The organism is Pseudoalteromonas sp. 23_GOM-1509m (genome assembly GCF_000518425.1).
GTDB lineage: Bacteria > Pseudomonadota > Gammaproteobacteria > Enterobacterales > Alteromonadaceae > Pseudoalteromonas > Pseudoalteromonas tetraodonis.
The window spans coordinates 158983-178003 of the sequence record NZ_KI912432.1 but is presented as its reverse complement, the minus strand read 5'-3'; the positions used below and the strand labels follow the sequence as shown (position 1 = coordinate 178003).

At 40.6% G+C, this 19021-nt stretch carries 16 protein-coding genes; 8 read left to right on the top strand and 8 right to left on the bottom strand.

Going from position 1 to position 19021, the window contains the following annotated elements:
• Positions 1–114: 114 nt before the first annotated feature.
• Positions 115–771 carry a nitroreductase family protein gene (locus tag N523_RS0111375; RefSeq protein WP_028835086.1) on the top strand — a complete coding sequence of 219 codons (657 nt, stop codon included), beginning with the start codon at positions 115–117 and terminating at the stop codon, positions 769–771.
• A 44-nt stretch (positions 772–815) separates the two neighbouring features.
• Here the strand turns inward: N523_RS0111375 and N523_RS0111370 are convergent, their stop codons facing one another.
• From N523_RS0111370 to dapB, 5 genes are all read right to left on the bottom strand, one after another.
• Positions 816–1874, bottom strand: coding sequence for a S66 family peptidase (locus N523_RS0111370; protein ID WP_028835085.1), 1059 nt, complete (start codon positions 1872–1874; stop codon positions 816–818).
• Between the two features lie 170 nt (positions 1875–2044).
• Positions 2045–2521, bottom strand: coding sequence for a transcription elongation factor GreA (gene greA, locus N523_RS0111365; protein WP_010388635.1), 477 nt, complete (start codon positions 2519–2521; stop codon positions 2045–2047).
• Between the two features lie 50 nt (positions 2522–2571).
• The gene (gene carB / locus N523_RS0111360; protein WP_028835084.1) at positions 2572–5790 is read right to left on the bottom strand and encodes a carbamoyl-phosphate synthase large subunit; all 3219 of its coding nucleotides are present in this window, start codon (positions 5788–5790) and stop codon (positions 2572–2574) included.
• Between the two features lie 16 nt (positions 5791–5806).
• Entirely contained in the window at positions 5807–6943 is a 1137-nt protein-coding gene (gene carA / locus N523_RS0111355) for a glutamine-hydrolyzing carbamoyl-phosphate synthase small subunit (RefSeq protein ID WP_016900401.1), read from the bottom strand.
• 362 nt (positions 6944–7305) lie between these two features.
• Positions 7306–8103, bottom strand: coding sequence for a 4-hydroxy-tetrahydrodipicolinate reductase (gene dapB / locus N523_RS0111350; protein WP_008463955.1), 798 nt, complete (start codon positions 8101–8103; stop codon positions 7306–7308).
• 571 nt (positions 8104–8674) lie between these two features.
• Here dapB and N523_RS0111345 point away from each other — a divergent pair.
• Positions 8675–9988 carry a Na+/H+ antiporter NhaC family protein gene (locus tag N523_RS0111345; RefSeq protein WP_013465160.1) on the top strand — a complete coding sequence of 438 codons (1314 nt, stop codon included), beginning with the start codon at positions 8675–8677 and terminating at the stop codon, positions 9986–9988.
• A gap of 118 nt (positions 9989–10106) precedes the next feature.
• Positions 10107–10895: a nucleoside-binding outer membrane protein gene (locus N523_RS0111340; RefSeq protein WP_024602952.1), complete on the top strand. Its 789-nt coding sequence runs from the start codon at positions 10107–10109 to the stop codon at positions 10893–10895.
• 62 nt (positions 10896–10957) lie between these two features.
• Here N523_RS0111340 and N523_RS0111335 read toward each other — a convergent pair whose 3' ends face one another.
• Positions 10958–11755, bottom strand: coding sequence for a M48 family metallopeptidase (locus N523_RS0111335; RefSeq protein WP_028835083.1), 798 nt, complete (start codon positions 11753–11755; stop codon positions 10958–10960).
• A gap of 170 nt (positions 11756–11925) precedes the next feature.
• Between N523_RS0111335 and N523_RS0111330 the strand changes: the two genes are divergently transcribed.
• Positions 11926–13125, top strand: coding sequence for a Bcr/CflA family efflux MFS transporter (locus N523_RS0111330; RefSeq protein ID WP_013465163.1), 1200 nt, complete (start codon positions 11926–11928; stop codon positions 13123–13125).
• 27 nt (positions 13126–13152) lie between these two features.
• On the opposite strand, the gene grpE is transcribed toward N523_RS0111330, so the two are convergent.
• Together grpE and N523_RS0111320 are read right to left on the bottom strand one after the other, a co-directional pair.
• Positions 13153–13764 carry a nucleotide exchange factor GrpE gene (grpE, locus tag N523_RS0111325; protein ID WP_013465165.1) on the bottom strand — a complete coding sequence of 204 codons (612 nt, stop codon included), beginning with the start codon at positions 13762–13764 and terminating at the stop codon, positions 13153–13155.
• 58 nt (positions 13765–13822) lie between these two features.
• Positions 13823–14788 carry an HrcA family transcriptional regulator gene (locus N523_RS0111320; RefSeq protein ID WP_028835082.1) on the bottom strand — a complete coding sequence of 322 codons (966 nt, stop codon included), beginning with the start codon at positions 14786–14788 and terminating at the stop codon, positions 13823–13825.
• Positions 14789–15126: 338 nt separating this feature from the next.
• Between N523_RS0111320 and nadK the strand changes: the two genes are divergently transcribed.
• The 4 genes from nadK to N523_RS0111300 all read left to right on the top strand — a co-directional run bounded on the left by nadK (position 15127) and on the right by N523_RS0111300 (position 18963).
• Positions 15127–16011: an NAD(+) kinase gene (gene nadK, locus N523_RS0111315; protein WP_024602951.1), complete on the top strand. Its 885-nt coding sequence runs from the start codon at positions 15127–15129 to the stop codon at positions 16009–16011.
• Between the two features lie 279 nt (positions 16012–16290).
• A complete protein-coding gene (locus N523_RS0111310; protein WP_013465168.1) occupies positions 16291–16848 on the top strand; it encodes a hypothetical protein in 558 nt (185 codons plus the stop codon).
• 75 nt (positions 16849–16923) lie between these two features.
• Positions 16924–18597, top strand: coding sequence for a DNA repair protein RecN (gene recN / locus N523_RS0111305; protein ID WP_028835081.1), 1674 nt, complete (start codon positions 16924–16926; stop codon positions 18595–18597).
• A gap of 48 nt (positions 18598–18645) precedes the next feature.
• Entirely contained in the window at positions 18646–18963 is a 318-nt protein-coding gene (locus N523_RS0111300) for a hypothetical protein (RefSeq protein WP_013465170.1), read from the top strand.
• Positions 18964–19021 lie beyond the last annotated feature (58 nt).

Below are 19021 nucleotides of genomic sequence, written 5' to 3'. Positions count from 1 at the left end.
ATTTGATAATGATTCAATAATTATGCTGTTTATTTTAAATAAAGCAAATTGTATTATGTTGCTCATACACTCAGTGAACACTGTTTATTAGCCCTTTTTTATTATGGAGAGACTATGACTCACCCTATTATTCGCGACCTTGAAAGCCGCCATACTGCTAAACGTTACGACGCGACAAAGCGCATTTCTCAAGACGATTTAACGGTATTGTATGATGCTATGCGTCTTTCTCCTTCGTCAATTAATTCGCAGCCTTGGAAATTTGTAGTGATTGAATCAGACGCTGCAAAAGAGCGTATGCACACTACCTTTGCTAATAAGTTTCAATTTAATCAGCCACACATTAAAGCGGCGTCGCACATTATTTTATTTGCTCATAATCCGCAATATACTCGTGAAGATTACGGACACGTAATTGATGCCGATATAAAGAATGGCCGAACTCAAAAAGAAAACCGCGAGCAAGCTTTTGGCGCCTTTGCGTTTGTTGATTTAAATACCGATGAGCAAGGTAATAATGCCGCGTGGACCAAAGCACAAACCTACATTGCTTTAGGCAATACTATGCATGCAGCAGCACGCTTAGGGATTGATACCACTCCTATGGAAGGCGTTGATGCACAGCTGATAAGTGAAGAGTTTGCAAGCGAATTAGACGGCTACATCTGTGATGTGGCACTTGCGCTGGGTTACCATGATGCAGAAGAAGACTACAATGCTAAGCTGCCAAAATCACGTTTAAGCAAAGAACAAGTAATTCAGGTTTTATAAGTCAAAGCTGCTCACTTTAAATTGTTAGTGAGCAGCTTACTTTATTAGGCTAGTTTTGTGACCACAGACGCACTAATAACTTTGCCTTGATCAACATCTGCGGTAACAGTGCATAAAGCTCCATTGATTAAATTTAAATTAGGAGGGATGTGACCAATATCGGCATCAATGATCACCGGAAACAAACACCCGCCAAAAGCGGCATTTAAGCCTTGGCGATAGTCAAACCCCGGATCTTGCCCCTGTAAGGTTACATGGCGACCAATAATCACCCCGTTTATATCATCAAACATACCGGCTAATTTGAGTGACAATAAAAACCGTGCAACCGTCGCAGGCGTGAGCTCTGCGCTTTCTAAATAAAGCACAATACCTTGCGAGGCATTATGCTTTTTAAACTCATGCAGTGCTAAAAAAGGCGAATCAAGCAACAGCCCAACCGTATCAAGACATCCACCAAATAATCGCCCTGACATTTCGATACTGCGTTTATCGGTGTAATTTAAACATTGCCACTGGGTTGGCGCGCTGTGATCAAATAATACGTTTGGGTTTTGTGCATAATCAGGCTTGTTATGTTGATGGTAAGTCGAGGGTGCTTGCTCAAACTCACTATTAGCCTCATAGCTTAGACTTTCAAAAATTTGTAAACAATACGGATCTTTTTCATCGGGGTGTAACTGAATTAAATTGGCGCTATGCAGTGTTGCCCAATTACATTTTGCTGTCAGTGCACAAGCAATCGTGCTGACATCTGAATAACCCACCAACCATTTAGGTTTGGCATTTTTAATTGCGCCAAAATCAAGTAACGGCAATATTTCCATTGCCAGCTCTCCGCCCATTGGCGGCATAATCGCATCTATTTTATCATCCAATAAAAAGTCCATTAATTGCTTGGCATGCTGCTTAGCAGTAAGTTGAGTTCGCGGCTCGTTTTGACGTAAAAACTCCCCTTCAACAACCTCATAACCTCGATGTTTTAAGCCATTAATGACGATGTCTAACCGTGGGTGATATTTTGATTTGATCCCCGCTGATAAAGAACACACGGCGATTTTAGATCCCACTTTTAAAGGTGCTGGATACAGTATATTTGCCATATTATTTCCTTATTGAAGAATAGGTTACTACCATAACAACATAGCCTACATTTACAAACAATGAATAATAATTGACCGGTATCTAAACCAAATATAAAAACCAAACATAAAAAAACCAGTGCTTATTGCTAAACACTGGTTTTTATAAAACGTTAAAGTGAGTTAACTAATTAAATATACTCAACCTCAATGATTTCGTACTCTACATCACCTTTTGGCGTTTTGATAATCACAGCGTCATCCGCTTGTTTACCAATTAAGCCGCGAGCAATTGGTGAATTAACAGAGATTAAATTACTTTTAATATCTGCTTCATCATCGCCAACAATCTGATATTTAACTTCAGCGTCGGTTTCAACATTAACGATGGTTACTGTAGTACCAAAAATCACTTTACCTGTATTAGGCATCTTTGTTACGTCAATCATCTGCATGTTTGAAAGTTTTGCTTCAATTTCTTGAATACGGCCTTCACAAAAACCCTGTTGCTCACGCGCAGCGTGATACTCAGCATTTTCTTTTAAGTCACCGTGTTCACGTGCATCAGCAATATCAGATACAATTTTTGGACGGGTAACAGTTTTTAATTCGTTAAGTTCATCGCGCAATAATTTTGCGCCACGAACTGTCATTGGAATTGATTGCATACTTTTCTCACTTAATCCCAAGGCCGTGGTTACGGCCTTGGCACATTTCCTTAGTTCAATCGCAGGTGTAGTTCTTGAACAGACGTCACTTTACTGCGGTCATCTGCTTGGTTAGCAGTACAGTTAGCAAATGCCGCATTCAATGTCGTAGTATAATTGGTTTTGTGCTGCAATGCACCACGACGTAACACCTTCGAATCTTCAATCGCTTGGCGACCTTCGGTGGTATTAACGATATAGCTATACTCGCCATTTTTGATTCTATCAAGAATGTGCGGACGACCTTCATATACTTTATTTACACGGCGAACCGTAATTCCAGCATCTTCAAGTGCAGCAGCTGTTCCACCTGTTGCATCTAGCTCAAAACCAAGGTCTGTCATGGTTTTAGCTAGTTCTACAATACGTGGCTTATCGCTATTACGTACAGATAGTAACGCGCGACCACCACGTGGTAAAGTGTTGCTTGCACCTAATTGTGCTTTTGCGAACGCTTCGGCGAAAGTATCACCAACACCCATTACTTCACCCGTAGAGCGCATTTCTGGGCCACGGATAGGATCCACACCTTGGAACTTAGCAAATGGCAATACCACTTCTTTTACGCTGTAGTACGGTGGAATCACTTCTTTAGTAATGCCTTGGCTTGCTAAAGATTGACCTGCCATACAACGTGCCGCAACTTTTGCAAGTGCTACACCCGTTGCTTTAGATACAAATGGAACTGTACGTGCTGCACGTGGGTTTACTTCGATTAAATACACTTTGCCATCTTTAACCGCAAACTGTGTATTCATCAAACCAACTACGCCAAGCTCAAGGGCCATATCAGTTACTTGCTTACGCATTACATCTTGTACTTCTTGCGTTAGCGAGTGAGCTGGTAATGAACACGCTGAGTCACCAGAGTGAACGCCCGCTTGTTCAATATGCTCCATGATGCCGCCGATGATGACTTGCTCGCCATCACAGATAGCATCAACGTCAACTTCGATTGCGTTATCTAAGAAACGGTCAAGTAACACGGGTGCTTCGTTTGATGCAGATACGGCCTCGGTCATGTAACGACGTAAGTCTTGCTCATCGTATACAATTTCCATCGCACGACCACCTAATACGTACGAAGGACGTACTACCAGTGGGAAACCAATTTCAACTGATTTTAAAATAGCTTCTTCAGTTGAGGTTACGGTGGCATTTTCTGGCTGCAGTAAATCCAAACGCTCAACAAGTTGTTGGAAGCGTTCACGATCTTCTGCACGGTCAATCGCATCTGGCGAAGTACCAATTACTGGCACGCCGTTCGCTTCAAGCTCACGCGCAAGTTTAAGTGGCGTTTGACCACCGTACTGCACGATAACGCCTTTTGGCTTTTCAACACGTACAATTTCAAGCACGTCTTCTAGGGTAATTGGTTCGAAGTATAAACGGTCTGACGTATCGTAATCGGTAGATACCGTTTCAGGGTTACAGTTAACCATAATAGTTTCGTAACCGTCTTCACGAAGCGCAAGCGCAGCATGAACACAACAGTAGTCAAATTCAATACCTTGGCCGATACGGTTAGGACCGCCACCAATCACCATGATTTTATCACGATCAGATGGGTTAGCTTCACACTCTTCATCGTATGATGAGTACATGTAAGCCGTATCTGAGCTAAATTCGGCAGCGCACGTATCAACGCGTTTGTACACAGGTACAATATTGAGTTGATGACGCTTTTTACGGATTTCAGCTTCTGATACACCGGCAATTTCTGCAATACGCGGATCTGCAAACCCTTTGCGTTTAAGTTTACGCAAGAAGTCTGCATTTAAGCCGGCCATACCGACTTCTGAAATTTTAGCTTCGTCTTTTAAGATATCTTCAATTTGTACTAAGTACCAAGGGTCAATCTTAGTTAATTCAAATACATCTTCAACGCTCATACCATGGCGCATTGCATCGGCAATGTACCAAATACGCTCTGCACCTGGCTCACGTAATTCACGAATGATTTTTTCTTTTGCTTTAGGGTCATCAAGTGCCACAATTGGGTTAAAGCCTGTTGCGCCTACTTCTAAACCACGTAATGCTTTTTGTAATGACTCTTGTTGGTTACGACCAATCGCCATTACTTCGCCCACTGATTTCATTTGCGTCGTTAAACGGTCGTTTGCACCGGCAAATTTTTCAAAATTAAAGCGAGGAATTTTTGTTACAACGTAATCGATTGACGGTTCAAACGATGCTGGGGTTTTACCACCAGTGATATCGTTTTGAAGCTCATCTAACGTGTAGCCTACCGCTAACTTAGCGGCGATTTTAGCAATTGGGAAACCGGTTGCTTTAGAAGCCAGTGCTGATGAACGTGATACACGTGGGTTCATTTCAATGATAACCATACGGCCATCAACGGGATTTACACCAAATTGTACGTTTGAACCACCGGTTTCAACACCAATTTCACGCAATACGGCCATAGAGGCATTACGCATGATTTGGTATTCTTTGTCGGTTAATGTTTGTGCTGGAGCCACAGTGATTGAGTCACCTGTGTGCACACCCATTGGGTCAAAGTTTTCAATAGAACAGACGATAATACAGTTGTCTTTTTTGTCACGAACAACTTCCATTTCGTATTCTTTCCAACCAATTAACGACTCATCTATTAATAACTCGCTGGTTGGTGAAAGGTCTAAACCGCGCTCACAGATTTCTTCAAACTCTTCCATGTTGTAAGCCACACCGCCGCCGGTGCCGCCCATTGTGAAAGAAGGACGAATAATACACGGTAAGCCGATACGGGTCATGGTATCGCGCGCTTCATCCATTGAATGGGCAATCTCAGCACGTGGACATTCAAGGCCGATGTTACGCATAGCAACATCAAAGCGTTCACGGTTTTCTGCTTTATCGATTGCATCGGCTGTTGCGCCAATAAGCTCAACGCCATGCTTAGCCAATACACCATGCTTGTCTAAATCAAGCGCACAGTTTAATGCTGTTTGGCCACCCATTGTAGGCAGGACAGCATCTGGCTTTTCTTTTTCAATGATTTTTTCTACCACTTCCCAGTGAATTGGTTCGATGTATGTTGCATCGGCCATTTCTGGGTCAGTCATGATAGTTGCAGGGTTTGAGTTAACGAGTATAACTCGATAGCCTTCTTCTCTAAGTGCTTTACACGCTTGAGCACCAGAGTAGTCAAATTCACAAGCTTGACCAATTACAATTGGGCCTGCGCCTAAGATAAGAATGCTTTTTATGTCGGTACGTTTTGGCATTATTACTCCGGTTAAATTAATGGTTACGCGCTTGCATCAAATCGATGAAGTGGTCAAATAATGGGGCTGCATCGTGCGGACCAGGACTCGCTTCAGGGTGACCTTGGAAGCTAAATGCTGGTTTATCTGTACGGTGAATACCTTGCAATGTGCCGTCAAATAACGATTTATGCGTTGCACGTAGGTTATCTGGTAATGTGGCTTCATCTGCAGCAAAACCATGGTTTTGTGCGGTGATCATTACGACATCGCGCTCAAGATCTTTAACTGGGTGGTTACCACCATGGTGGCCAAACTTCATTTTTACTGTTTTAGCACCTGAGGCAAGCGCTAATAGTTGATGCCCTAAACAAATACCAAAAATTGGCGTATCGGTTTCTAAAAAGGTTTTAATTGCATCAATGGCATAAGTACATGGCTCAGGATCGCCAGGGCCATTTGATAAGAAAATACCATCAGGGTTTAAGGCTAGTACGTCAGCGGCAGAGGTTTGTGCGGGTACAACCGTTAGTTTACAACCACGATCTACAAGCATACGTAAAATATTACGTTTAACACCGAAGTCGTAGGCAACAACATGAAACTTTTCATCGTCAGCGTGTAAGGTTTTAAACCCTTCGCCTAATGTCCAGCTTGATTCGCGCCACTCAAAATTTTCCTTGGTTGAGACAACTTTTGCTAAATCCATGCCTTTTAAGCCTGGGAAGGCTTGCGCAGCTTCAAGCGCTTTTTTCTCGTCTAGTTCGTCACCGGCAACGATACAGCCATTTTGTGCGCCTTTATCACGCAAAATACGGGTTAGTTTTCTGGTGTCGATGTCCGCAATACCTAAAATATTACGTTCTTTTAAGTAATCATCTAACGATTGCTCGTTACGAAAATTACTCGCTAGCAGTGGCAAATCACGGATCACTAGGCCTTTAGCCCAAATGTGACTCGCTTCTTCGTCTTCGCTGTTGGTACCCGTATTACCGATATGTGGGTACGTCAAAGTTACGATTTGTTCCGCGTACGATGGATCAGTCAAAATTTCTTGATAACCAGTCATAGACGTATTGAATACTACTTCACCGACTGACATGCCGTCAGCGCCGATTGCAGTACCGCGAAACACTGTGCCGTCTTCTAGGACTAACAGAGCGGATTTAGTCAAGTTAAACCTCCTAACAGTAAAAAACGGGAGTAAGCAAATTGCTTAACACCCCGCCAATACTCAGATAATTGGTCAAAACCTGATTTCTGTGAGCTTAAATTGTTTTACGCAGTCTTAAATGATGCCGATGTAAACCACTAAACCTTCATTCATTTTTCTTGCCTAAAACTCTTTTCATTCCCACACAAACCCCGGTTTTGCTAACCATATGAGTATAATTGGAAACACGCATTTAGTAATTTTTGGCAAATTGGCTGCATTCTACATGAAGTTGGCTTTTAGGTCTAACGCTAATTAGTAAATTGCAATAAATAAGTGGTTATAGCAAAAAACCACCTCAAAGCGTTAAAAAAGGAACTTAACTACTTTAAATCTAGCACATCTTGCATGTCATAAAGTCCTGCAGGTTTATTTTTCAACCACTGCGCAGCTCTTATAGCACCTAGCGCGAAGGTCATTCGCGAACTTGCTTTATGGGTTAATTCAAGTCTTTCGCCCATTGTAGCGAAGTAGGCCGTGTGTTCACCTACTATATCACCGCCCCTTAGCACCGAATAACCAATTTCATTTTGTGATTTGGCCTGCTCTATGTTGTTGCGATCATAAACGGCAACCTCATCATGATCCCACCCTTTTGCCTGAGCAATCGACTCGCCAATGGCAAGTGCAGTGCCCGATGGCGCATCAATTTTATGACGATGATGTGCTTCAAAAATTTCTATATCTAAATCATCGCCTAGTTTTGTCGCTGCCGTTTGCACTAAGTTAAGCAGTAAATTTACGCCCACGCTATAATTACGCGCAAATACAATAGGGATATGTTTAGCGGCATCCGTTAATAGCGCCATATCGTCATGAGTTAAGCCAGTGGTGCCAATTACCATAGGTGTTTTTTGCTCAACGGCTGTTTTTAAATGATTTCTCATGCCTTCAGGCAAAGTAAAGTCTATAAGCACATCTACATTTTCAACCTGCTGTTCACTGCTAAACTTAATCTCTTTTGCCGCTGCGCTATTAAGCTGATTAACTGGCAAGTCTAATAATGGTGACTGACTGCGCACATAGGCCGCCGCTAATTGTGAATTTTTATTGATTGTTGCTGCTTCTACAAGTGCCAGTCCCATACGGCCATTCGCACCAAACACACCTACTCGATTCATCTTTTTACAACCTATGTATTTTTTAGTTAGCTAGATTTTATCTAAAACTCATGTAATAGTCAGGAAAGCTTATAAAAAAGCTTCGATTATTTTAGGGTCTGTTGACCTTTGCGGATTAAAATTTGTTCAAACTAGGAGCGATTTAATCGTGGCGCGAGGTTTGTAACCTAGTGGGCTAAGTAAAAACCGAGCAACAAAGAGTAAATCGCCCCTAGGCAGAACCCTTCGGGCAGCGCCTGTTTGGCATTGATGCTGAGTTATCGCCTATTTATGGGGAACAACCACACCACATAGGCTCTGCCTTGCCTAAATACCAAACAGACTGCTGCAAATTTAACCTTGAAAGATCAACAGACCCTCATAATAATAACAGATAGTCTTTGCATTTAGCCATCTATACATTTAAACTTCTTTTTTTGCGCCGATTTGGTCTTTGGCTTGCGGGCGCTGTTGGATTACTTATCTGGTTAGATAGTAAAACAAACAACTAAATTCAGCTAAAAGAGGGATGCTTTGGCTGTTTAATATATCAATCGACTTCGATTGCTATGAATAATTAACGAGGATTATGATGCAGCCATCATTTGATAAAAATAAAGCAAGATTTTCTTTGCTTCCCCTACTCACCTTTGTTGCTATTTTTTTAGGCTCAGGCTTATATTTACAATCTCAAGGGGTTGATTACGCGTTTTATCAACTCCCAGCACCAGTCGCTATTTTACCCGCGATTGTTTTAGCCTTTATTTTAAATAAAACCAGCATCAACCAAAGCGTAGAAACCTTTATAAAGGGCGTAGGTAATAACAATATTATTACCATGTGTCTTATTTACTTACTAGCGGGTGCTTTTTCGGCGGTTGCTGGTGCTACCGGCGGTGTGGATGCGGTTGTTAATGCCGGACTTTCACTTATTCCCCCTTCGTTACTACTACCTGGTTTGTTTTTAATAGCGGCGGTTATTTCTACTGCTATGGGCACATCAATGGGAACTATTGGTGCTATTGGCCCAATTGCCTATGCAGTATCTATTAAAACAGGAATTGATCCTGCTTTAATGGCCGGTACCATTGTATCTGGTGCTATGTTTGGTGATAACTTATCAATAATTTCTGACACCACGATTGCTGCTACGCGTACGCAAGGCTGTGAAATGAAAGATAAGTTTAAAGAAAACCTTAAAATTGCTGTTCCGGCCGCCATACTCACTATTGCATTGCTATTATTTTTAACGCCTGCAGCACAAGTAGTTGATACCAAAGACTACGATATTTTATTAGTACTTCCTTATGCCTTTATTTTAGTCCTGGCGGTAATGGGCTTTAATGTGTTTGTCGTGCTGTTAAGCGGTATTGTGTTTGCCGCATTAATGGGCTTTACCGGCAGCTATGAAGGTGCAAGCTTTGTAAAAGATATTTACAAAGGCTTTAGTGAAATGCAGGAAATATTTTTACTGTCTATGTTTATTGGTGGCCTCTCTGAGTTTATTCGTATTAATGGCGGCCTCGACTACATCGCTCAAAAGATTCAAGCTATTACTAAAGTCATTGCCAAATGGCACCGTAAAGTAGCCGATCAGTTAGGGATCGCGGCATTAGTTGTCACCAGTAATATGTGTATTGCCAATAATACTGTGTCTATTATTGTGACAGGCCCTATTGCTAAAAAACTGGCTGATGATGGCGAAATTAGTGGTAAACGTTCTGCCAGTTTATTAGATATTTTTGCCTGTGTAACCCAAGGGTCTTTGCCTTATGGCGCGCAAGCATTATTACTCGGTGCTACATTTAAAATTAGCCCGTGGGATGTTTCAACCTCATCTTACTACTGCTTTATTTTAGCCTTTACTGCTATTGCTGTTATTTGTTTGCGCCGCAATAAAGCATAATCTCCCTTTTTACAGTGTATTAGCTGCGTGCTAATGCACTGTTTATCACAATAAATAATTAACAAATTAACCGTGTTTGCTATAATGTGATATTCAGCGTGTCACATAAAATATGGTTATGAAAATTAAAAACTTACTTCCTCTCGTTGCACTAAGTGCGTGTGCCTTAAGTTCAACAGCTACCGCTGCTAATTGGAGCAATACGGCGCTTCATATTAATAACGGCAACCACAAAAACCCATTTACTGAACAAAAATCTAATACCACGGTGTACTCAATTGAGCATGCTTCTGGGCATGATTATGGCGATAACTTTTTCTTTATTGATTACAGTACCGACAGCAACGATGATGGCTTTCAAGATCAAGACTTTTACTTTGAAGGTTACTCTACCCTTAGTTTATCTGCGGTAATGGACGAAAAAGTAGCGTCAGGGGCGCTTGTTGATGTTGGCCTAACCATGGGTATTAATGCTGCAGGCGATGCCAAAGTAGTTAAATATTTACCAGGCGTAAAATTAAGCTGGGATGTGCCTGGTTTTAATTTCTTTTCAACCCTTATCAGTGCATACATTGATGATAGCGAAGGCGTTGCAAAAGGCGGTGCACCCATTGAAACTAACAGCTGGATGTTTGATGTAGCCTTTGATTACCCGTTCATGATTGGCTCGCAAAAGTTTAACGTAAAAGGACATGCAGAGTACATTGCTGAACGAAAAGATGAGTTTGGTAACGATGTGCGTGCTTGGTTTTTAGCCCAACCTATTATTGTATGGGATATGGGACATGCGCTAGAAATGAAAGAAAATACCTTACTGTTAGGTATGGAATGGCAATACTGGCACAATAAATTTGGTACTGATGTTAGTGAATCAGTACCGCAAGTTCATTTAGAGTGGACTTTCTAATATATAATTGAATGTTTTAATTATAAAAAAACCTGTCATTAGACAGGTTTTTTTATGGCTGATCACAACTTACACTGCGGATTTTTACCTTGTGCTTTAGCTGTTTTTTGCTCGCTAAGCGCTTTACTCATTTGCGATTGTAAATTTGCAATACGGCTCGTTGGTGCTGGGTGAGTTGATAAAAACTCTGGCGTAACCCCACTGCCCGCTTGGCTCATATTTTGCCAAAGCGTTACAGACTCTTTGGGATTAAACCCTGCTTGCGCCATAAGATCTAAACCAATTGTATCCGCCTCTGACTCATGTGAGCGACTAAAGGGTAAAACCACACCATATTGAGCGCCTAAACCAAGGCCTTGCATAATTTCATTACGGTATTGCACGTTACCCATTTCAAGCGCCGCATTGCCCAGCTGCATACCCGTTTGTAAAATAGAACTTTGTGAGACCCGTTCATTTGAATGCTCAGCAATCACGTGTCCAACTTCATGGCCTAAAACAGTGGCAACCTGATCTTGATTTGTGGCTATTTTTAAGAGCCCCGTATGTACACCAATATAACCGCCAGGCAATGCAAAGGCGTTTGCAGATTCATCTTCAAATACCACCACTTCCCAATTTTGAGATGCATATTCTGTAGGAAGCACGGCCACTACTTTTTCAGCAATGCAATTGACGTAACTGTTTACTTTTGGATCTTTATTTATCGGCTGCGTTTTTTTCATCTCTGCAAAACTGGCAGTACCCATTTGAGTCATTTGCTGATCTGAGTAAAGCGCAATTTGCGTGCGCCCAGTTGGTGATGTTTTACAACCTGCTAATACTGCACTGGCTAGAACTATCAAAACCAATTTTTTCATTGTGTTACCCTAAAAAAGTTTGTTACTAAGTATAGAATAGCAAACGCGGTGTTAGTTTAAAATCTTTGCTTTTTGCAATTAAACAATTAAGTTAGCAGGCAAACTAAGTTTATCCAAGGCTATTGCCCTGCTATAATGCTGGGCCTATATTCGTTGTTTTGAGTTTTTAAATGAGTGCTTCGGCTTCTTCTTTTAATACCCGTATTTTATTGCCTTTATTAGCCAGTATTGTCGCGATCACGCCTTTAGCCATTGATATGTATTTACCGGCGATGCTGGTGATTGCCAATGATCTCAATACCAGCATGCCAAATGTTCAAATATCGTTGAGTATATACTTAGCGGGTTATGCATTGGGCATGTTATTTTTTGGCCCCATAGCCGATCAAATTGGCAGGCGTAAACTGGCACGGATAGGTCTCAGTTTATTTGGCTTAAGTTCACTGGCGTTAGCATTTACCACTGAAGTGCATACTTTTTGGCTGTTAAGAGCTGTACAGGCATTTACAGGCGCGGCCGCTACGGTTGTCGTCCCTGGGATCATTAGGCATATATATCAAAAAAATACTGCTAAAGGTATGTCTTACGTGTCTATGATTATGATGATAGCGCCTTTACTTGCCCCCTCTATCGGCTCGGTTATTTTAGGCTTTTCGGTATGGTCGACTATTTTTATTGTTTTAGCGACCTATAGCTTTGTTATTTTACTCTTTGTGCAACGTTATTTAATCGATATTCCAATATTTAAAAATGAGCGAAAAGGATTAGCATTATTCTTCTCAAGTTATAAAGTGGTATTAAGTAATACGCACGCCCGCGCCGATATTTTAAGCTCGATGTTTGTGTCGTTTGGCTTTTTTTGCTTTTTAACGTCCGTCCCTTATATTTACCTCGACCTATTTAAAGTATCAGAACAATTGTTTGGCCTGTTATTCGCTTTTAATGTAATGGCGTTGATGTTTGGTAATTTTTTAAATACTCGCGTAGTGCCACGTATTGGCTCACGCAAAATGCTTTATTATGGCTTAATGTGTGGCTTTATCTCTGGCGCAGCATTACTTAGCTTTAGCGTATTAAACTTGTCACTTTACTTTATTGTTGCGGCTATTGCTCCGTTGATGATGAGCCTAGGTATAATAGCAAGTAACGCAGATTCATTGATTTTGATGAAATTTGAGCAAAATACAGGGACTGCAACGGCGGTTATTGGCACCTTACGTTTTGGTAGTGGCGCATTAGTAGGCCCTATATTAGCGGTAATGCATGCACAAAGTGCAGTTCCATTTTCAAGTTTAATGTTCAGCGCAGTTGTACTCACTATCCTAGTGCAGTTAGTTCATTATTTTAAAGACAAAAAAAATGCCTCATAATGAGGCATTTTTTAATTGTATACTTAATTAAGCATCAGCTGCTTTAGATACCATAACCATTGCAGGACGTAATAAACGACCGTTTAATGTGTAACCTTTTTGCATTACTGCTAACACAGTATTAGGCGTCACATCATTACTTGGCTGAATCGACATTGCTTGATGAAAATCTGGGTTAAACTGCTCACCTTGTGGGTTTACAATTTCAACGCCAAATTTAGCCACTGCATCGTTAAAGCTTTTTACTGTCATATCAATACCTTCTAACAAAGGCTTAAGCGTTTCATTTTCTTTATCAGAGAACTCAATAGCACGCTCTAAGTTATCTATAACAGGGAGTAATTCATTAGCAAATTTTTCAAGTGCAAATTTGTGTGCTTTCTCAACATCTTGTGCAGCACGACGACGCATATTGTCAACGTCAGCAGCAGCGCGAACGACGCTATCTTTTTGATCTGCAATAGTTTGTTTTGCCGCTTCTAACTCAGCATATAACATTGCAATTTCTGCTTCAGGGCTTTGCTCTTGCTCGGCGTGTTGTTCTGCTGCTTCTACTGCAGCCTCAACGTCGGCTTCCATTTGCGCCACTTCTTCGTTCAATTCTACTTCTTGCTCTGGGTTTTGTGTCTGCTCAGACATAAAATATACGCTCCAATTCTTTACAACTGCGGTAATTATGGGGATTGAATAAAAAGATTCAAGAGCCCGATGGCTCTAATAATTTAAATTCTTGGATTATTTTCTCTAATTGCGCTGATTTCGGACAAATAACACAAAAACGACTTTGATATTCCTGATTTTGAAAGTACGGCACAGTGATCACAATGAGATCATCACAGGTGCTAAAAGGTAAGTTTTCAGCACTAAGAATAGAGACCCCATTTTTAAATGCGAGCTTATCTTCCACAAAATTTAAAAATGAAACACCAATATTAAGACTTTGCTCACAATCTATTTTTTTATAAAGGTAGTTTTCGCCCACCACAATACTGTTATCTGAGCCTAATTTTTGGCTTAGTTCACGCGTCCATTGAGTTAAAGAGTCATGACAATTACGCGGTGCCGTATTTGCCATTGCCTGCATTCTGTATAGCCCTTCAATGAGCGTTTGCTGGCTAAATACAGTGTTAAGCCAAGTGGCAAACTCGTAGCGTTGGCCGTCACTAGGATCATCAGGCTTGTTAATGCAAATATTATGGCTTTGCCCTGCTCTGTCTAAAAGTAAAATAAGCCAGTTATTAGCGTCAAAGTCTAGCACTTCTACTCTAAATACCTGCTGAGTTCTAACTTGAGGTAGCCCCACACAACAGCATACTTGATAACGTTGACTCAAACCATGTGCCAATTCGACTAACTCAGCCTGCTCAGGCTGCCAATAATTAGCAATAGCATCCAAAGTAAAGAACTCATCAAACCAATACTCAAACCCATCATTGGTAGGGACTCGTCCTGCAGATGTATGTGGTGAATACAATAAGCCTATTTTTTCAAGGCGTGCCATCGCGTTGCGAACAGTGGCAGAACACACCGCCATACCTTTTTGTTTTGCAATTTTTGTTGAAGGCACAGGTAAGCCATCACCATTACAGTACAGGCTCATAACAGCGGCAAAAATTTGCTGGTCTCGAGGATTTAGTTTCATGTTATCTACATCTTTACGCATGACTGTTATATCGGGGCTAGGTATTATTATTTCAAGTATAAGAAATTTTATAAATCTAAATTTTACAGTGAATTAATTAAATTAATTAGTCATTATTAAGGTCTGTTATTTTTGCGGATTAAAATTTGTTCAAACTAGGGGCGATTTAATCGCGATGCGAGCTTTGTAACCTAGTTGCCTAAGTGAAAACCGAATAACAAAAAGTTAATCGCCTCTAGTCAAACCCTTAGGGCAACGCCTGTTTCGCATTGAAAGGTCAACAGAGCCTAAGATCTGTGTTTTCAAACACTTCTGTTTTAGGTTACTCTACCAATACCGAAACTTTCAGTGTATATATTATGGACTCTCCCTTTAACACTATTGGCTTGATTGGTAAGCCAAATCATCCTAATGCAGCCGCTACGTTACAACGATTACATACGTTTTTATTAGCTTTAGGCTTTGAGGTGATTGTTGAAAAACGCACGGGAGGTCAACTTAGTGATGTACCTGAGGACAAGCTCGTAAAACTCGTTGACTTGGGAGCGCGCGCCGATTTAGCCATTGTGGTTGGTGGTGATGGCAATATGCTTGGCGCTGCAAGAGTACTCGCTCGTTTTGATATTGCGGTAATCGGTGTAAACAGAGGCAATTTAGGTTTTTTAACCGATTTAAATCCAGAAGGATTTGAAGGCAGTTTAGAACAAGTACTCAGTGGCGATTACATTGAAGAAAAACGTTTTTTATTAGAAGTAGAAGTGTACCGTCATAACGAACTTAAAAGCGCTAATTCGGCAGTAAACGAAGCGGTGTTACATGCTGATAAAGTAGCACACATGATTGAGTTTGAAGCATTTATTAACGATGATTTTGTATTCTCACAACGCTCTGATGGGTTAATTGTATCTACTCCAACAGGTTCAACAGCCTACTCTTTATCGGGCGGCGGCCCTATTTTAACCCCAGAACTCAACGCCATGTCATTGGTTCCTATGTTCCCGCATACTTTATCAAGCCGCCCTTTAGTGGTAGATGCCGATAACGAAGTACGTTTAAAGCTTAGTTTAGAAAATACCGATAGCTTACAGGTAAGTTGCGACAGCCATGTTGTACTTGCCGTATTACCCGGTGATGAGGTCGTTATCCGCAAAGCAGATAGAAAATTACGATTAATTCACCCAAAAAATTACTCTTATTATAATGTGCTTCGTAAGAAGTTAAACTGGGGTAGCCGTTTATACTAAAAACGGTTGAGCTTTTAGGACTGAGAGTTGTTTAATTGAGGGGCGATGTAATCGCAGCAAGAGATAGTTAATCGAGTGGGCAAAGTAAAAAGCGATTAAAACTACTGAGCATGCTCATATCCCTTGCCTCTAAACAGGTAGGTAAGGCTGAGTCTCTTTGAGTGCGCATGTTTGTTTCACCCCAATAGATAAACAATCTCTCAGTTATTGCCAAACATGCAACTTTAGAGCAAAATATCGGGCTAGATTATTAATCATCACCATCAGGAAATTGTAGCAATGACTTATGTAGTATTTCTTGCTTTATTATTGTTAATTACTTTACTTGGTAGTTACTTACTCATTGAAAGTAATCGTAAAAAGACTATTGAAGCAAAGAAAAAGCTGTTTAACGAGCGCGTTGCAAGTACTCAATCACGTTTAAAAATAAAACTTAACGAGTTACTTGATGCAAAAGTCATTAGTGCTAAACACCTTCCTCGAATTCAAGCCGTTGTCAGTAATTTCTTTGTGGTACAGCCACACACTGATGAAAATTTAAACAAGCTAGAGTCGCTATGCGATTTACTTATTAATATACTTAACGAAGAACTAATAAAAACCTATAAAAATAATAACAGCCAAGCTTTTTCCGATACCACTCAATATTTTATAGCAGAGTTACCAGCTCAAGGTATTTTATATAATAAAAACTTTTATCAAGAAGTCCTTCCTACGCTAATTTTAAAGTTAAAAACTGAAGACATAGCGCAACCAGTTGATAGTATTGACCTTAACGATGAAAACCTCCCTATTGATGAAGAAAAAAAAACATTAATTGAGTCCAGCCTTGCTTAAAATATAGAAATTTAATTTGCAAAAAAACAAAACACTGTATAAATTAACAGTTAATTCACTGGATGGATGAACAGTATGTTAATTGGTTTAGAAATTAAAAATTTTGCAATCGTAAGTAATTTAAGCACAGAATGGCATTCGGGTATGACCGCTATCACCGGTGAAACGGGAGCAGGTAAATCGATAGCCATTGATGCATTATCATTGTGTCTTGGAGAGCGAGCAGAAGCGTCTGCTGTGCGCCCAGGTACTGATAAAGCAGAGGTAAGTGCACAATTTGATTTAAGCAATTTACCACTCGCTCATGCTTTTTTAGAAGAGAACATGCTTAATAACGACGACAACGAATGTTTACTTCGTCGAGTTGTTTGTAAAAATGGTCGCAGTAAAAGCTACATTAATGGCAGCCCAGTTACCGCTGCACAACTAAAAGAGCTAGGCCAATATTTAATTTCTATTCATGGTCAACATGCGCACCAGCACCTATTAAAGGCAGAGCATCAGCTACAATTACTCGATGCATATGCAGGCCATCATAATCTTGTTAATGCTGTAAGCCAGCGTTATAAACAATTTGCTGACTTACAAAAAGAATTTAAACAGCTAGAACAACAGCAGCAGCAACAAGCCGCACAAAAGCAACTATTGGAGTATCAAGTCGCAGAGCTTGATGAATTTGCATTGCAGGCAGATGAATTTGAGCAAATAGAAGCCGAACATTATAAACTCAGCAATAGCCAAACTATATTGCAAGTCTGCCAGCGCGAGTTGCAGCATTTATATGAAAATGATGAACAAAATGCGTGTTCCATTTTACAGCACAGCGCCCAACAATTTACTGAACTTGCACAGTATGATGAAAGCTTAGCCAGTGTGGCAACATTATTATCAGAAGCCGCTGTTCAAGTTGAAGAAGCAAGCCGAGAAGTACGTAATTACACTGAACAAGCCGACTTGGATCCTCAGCGATTAACTGAAGTAGAAAACAGACTCAGTGGTGCAATGGACTTGGCCAGAAAACACCATATAAAACCCCAAGAGCTCGTTGGATTTCATCAAACTATTGCACAAGAGCTTGAGTCGATAAGTAATAACAGCTCACGTCTTGAGCAACTTGAAGGTGAAATTGAACATGCCCTTGAGGATTATCAAAACGCCAGTGAACAATTAAGTGCAAGTCGCCACCAGTATGCGAATACATTAAATGGATTGATCAGCGAAAGCATGGCTAATCTATCTATGGAAAATGGCGTATTTGAAATAGCATTGACTGCACAAAACGATCGCGCTCCAAATAGCTTAGGCTTTGATAATGTTTCGTTTTTAGTATCAACAAACCCAGGGCAACCATTGCAACCTTTAGCAAAAGTAGCCTCTGGTGGTGAGCTATCACGCATTAGTTTGGCTATTCAGGTTATTATTGCGCAAAAAGTCACGACCCCTACGCTTATATTTGATGAAGTGGATGTTGGTATTTCTGGCCCAACAGCTGCTGCTGTTGGTAAACTACTGCGCCAACTAGGTAAGTCTACGCAAGTAATTTGTGTGACCCATTTACCGCAAGTGGCCAGTAGCGCTCATCAGCAGTTTTTTGTTGCCAAAGAAATTGCAGACGGTGAAACATTTACGCATATGCTGGCATTGAATAAAGATGGTCGAGTAAATGAGATTGCTCGATTACTGGGTGGTGATAACATTAGCAAAACAGCTAAAGCAAATGCAAAAGAGCTTATAAAAGCGCACGGATAAAGTGAATCGCTTTATAGTGCGTTACCTTGATACGGTGAGGATACATTAATGCAAACGACGGTCATTTATTTTGGCTTAGCAATTAACTGGCTGCTACTGATTGTCAGTATACTTTTGGCTGTTTTTAGTAAGTTTAAACATACACAATTTAAGCAGAGCTTATATCGTTTTTTAAATGTGGCATTAATTGTACATATTGTTATTGCTGTTATGTTAGTTTTTAGCAGCACTGCTATTAGTGGCTTAATAACACTAAGTTGGTTAGTTATTGGCCTACAGCTTGTTTGTAACGTTATTTGCTATAAAAGTGTGAAACGCCGACAAGCCAGAGTGAAACCGAGCCTAGATCACTTCTCGATGGATTAACTAACAGCGCGTTTAAAAAAGCCCACAATCTATGTATTGCGGGCTTTTTTATTTGTAA

Excerpts from the sequence above, each read along its gene's own strand:
- N523_RS0111375 (WP_028835086.1), top strand. The coding sequence starts at position 115 with ATGACTCACCCTATTATTCGCGACCTTGAAAGCCGCCATACTGCTAAA.
- N523_RS0111370 (WP_028835085.1), bottom strand. The coding sequence starts at position 1,874 with ATGGCAAATATACTGTATCCAGCACCTTTAAAAGTGGGATCTAAAATC.
- greA (WP_010388635.1), bottom strand. The coding sequence starts at position 2,521 with ATGCAATCAATTCCAATGACAGTTCGTGGCGCAAAATTATTGCGCGAT.
- carB (WP_028835084.1), bottom strand. The coding sequence starts at position 5,790 with ATGCCAAAACGTACCGACATAAAAAGCATTCTTATCTTAGGCGCAGGC.
- dapB (WP_008463955.1), bottom strand. The coding sequence starts at position 8,103 with ATGAATCGAGTAGGTGTGTTTGGTGCGAATGGCCGTATGGGACTGGCA.
- N523_RS0111345 (WP_013465160.1), top strand. The coding sequence starts at position 8,675 with ATGCAGCCATCATTTGATAAAAATAAAGCAAGATTTTCTTTGCTTCCC.
- N523_RS0111340 (WP_024602952.1), top strand. The coding sequence starts at position 10,107 with ATGAAAATTAAAAACTTACTTCCTCTCGTTGCACTAAGTGCGTGTGCC.
- N523_RS0111335 (WP_028835083.1), bottom strand. The coding sequence starts at position 11,755 with ATGAAAAAATTGGTTTTGATAGTTCTAGCCAGTGCAGTATTAGCAGGT.
- N523_RS0111330 (WP_013465163.1), top strand. The coding sequence starts at position 11,926 with ATGAGTGCTTCGGCTTCTTCTTTTAATACCCGTATTTTATTGCCTTTA.
- grpE (WP_013465165.1), bottom strand. The coding sequence starts at position 13,764 with ATGTCTGAGCAGACACAAAACCCAGAGCAAGAAGTAGAATTGAACGAA.
- N523_RS0111320 (WP_028835082.1), bottom strand. The coding sequence starts at position 14,788 with ATGCGTAAAGATGTAGATAACATGAAACTAAATCCTCGAGACCAGCAA.
- nadK (WP_024602951.1), top strand. The coding sequence starts at position 15,127 with ATGGACTCTCCCTTTAACACTATTGGCTTGATTGGTAAGCCAAATCAT.
- N523_RS0111310 (WP_013465168.1), top strand. The coding sequence starts at position 16,291 with ATGACTTATGTAGTATTTCTTGCTTTATTATTGTTAATTACTTTACTT.
- recN (WP_028835081.1), top strand. The coding sequence starts at position 16,924 with ATGTTAATTGGTTTAGAAATTAAAAATTTTGCAATCGTAAGTAATTTA.
- N523_RS0111300 (WP_013465170.1), top strand. The coding sequence starts at position 18,646 with ATGCAAACGACGGTCATTTATTTTGGCTTAGCAATTAACTGGCTGCTA.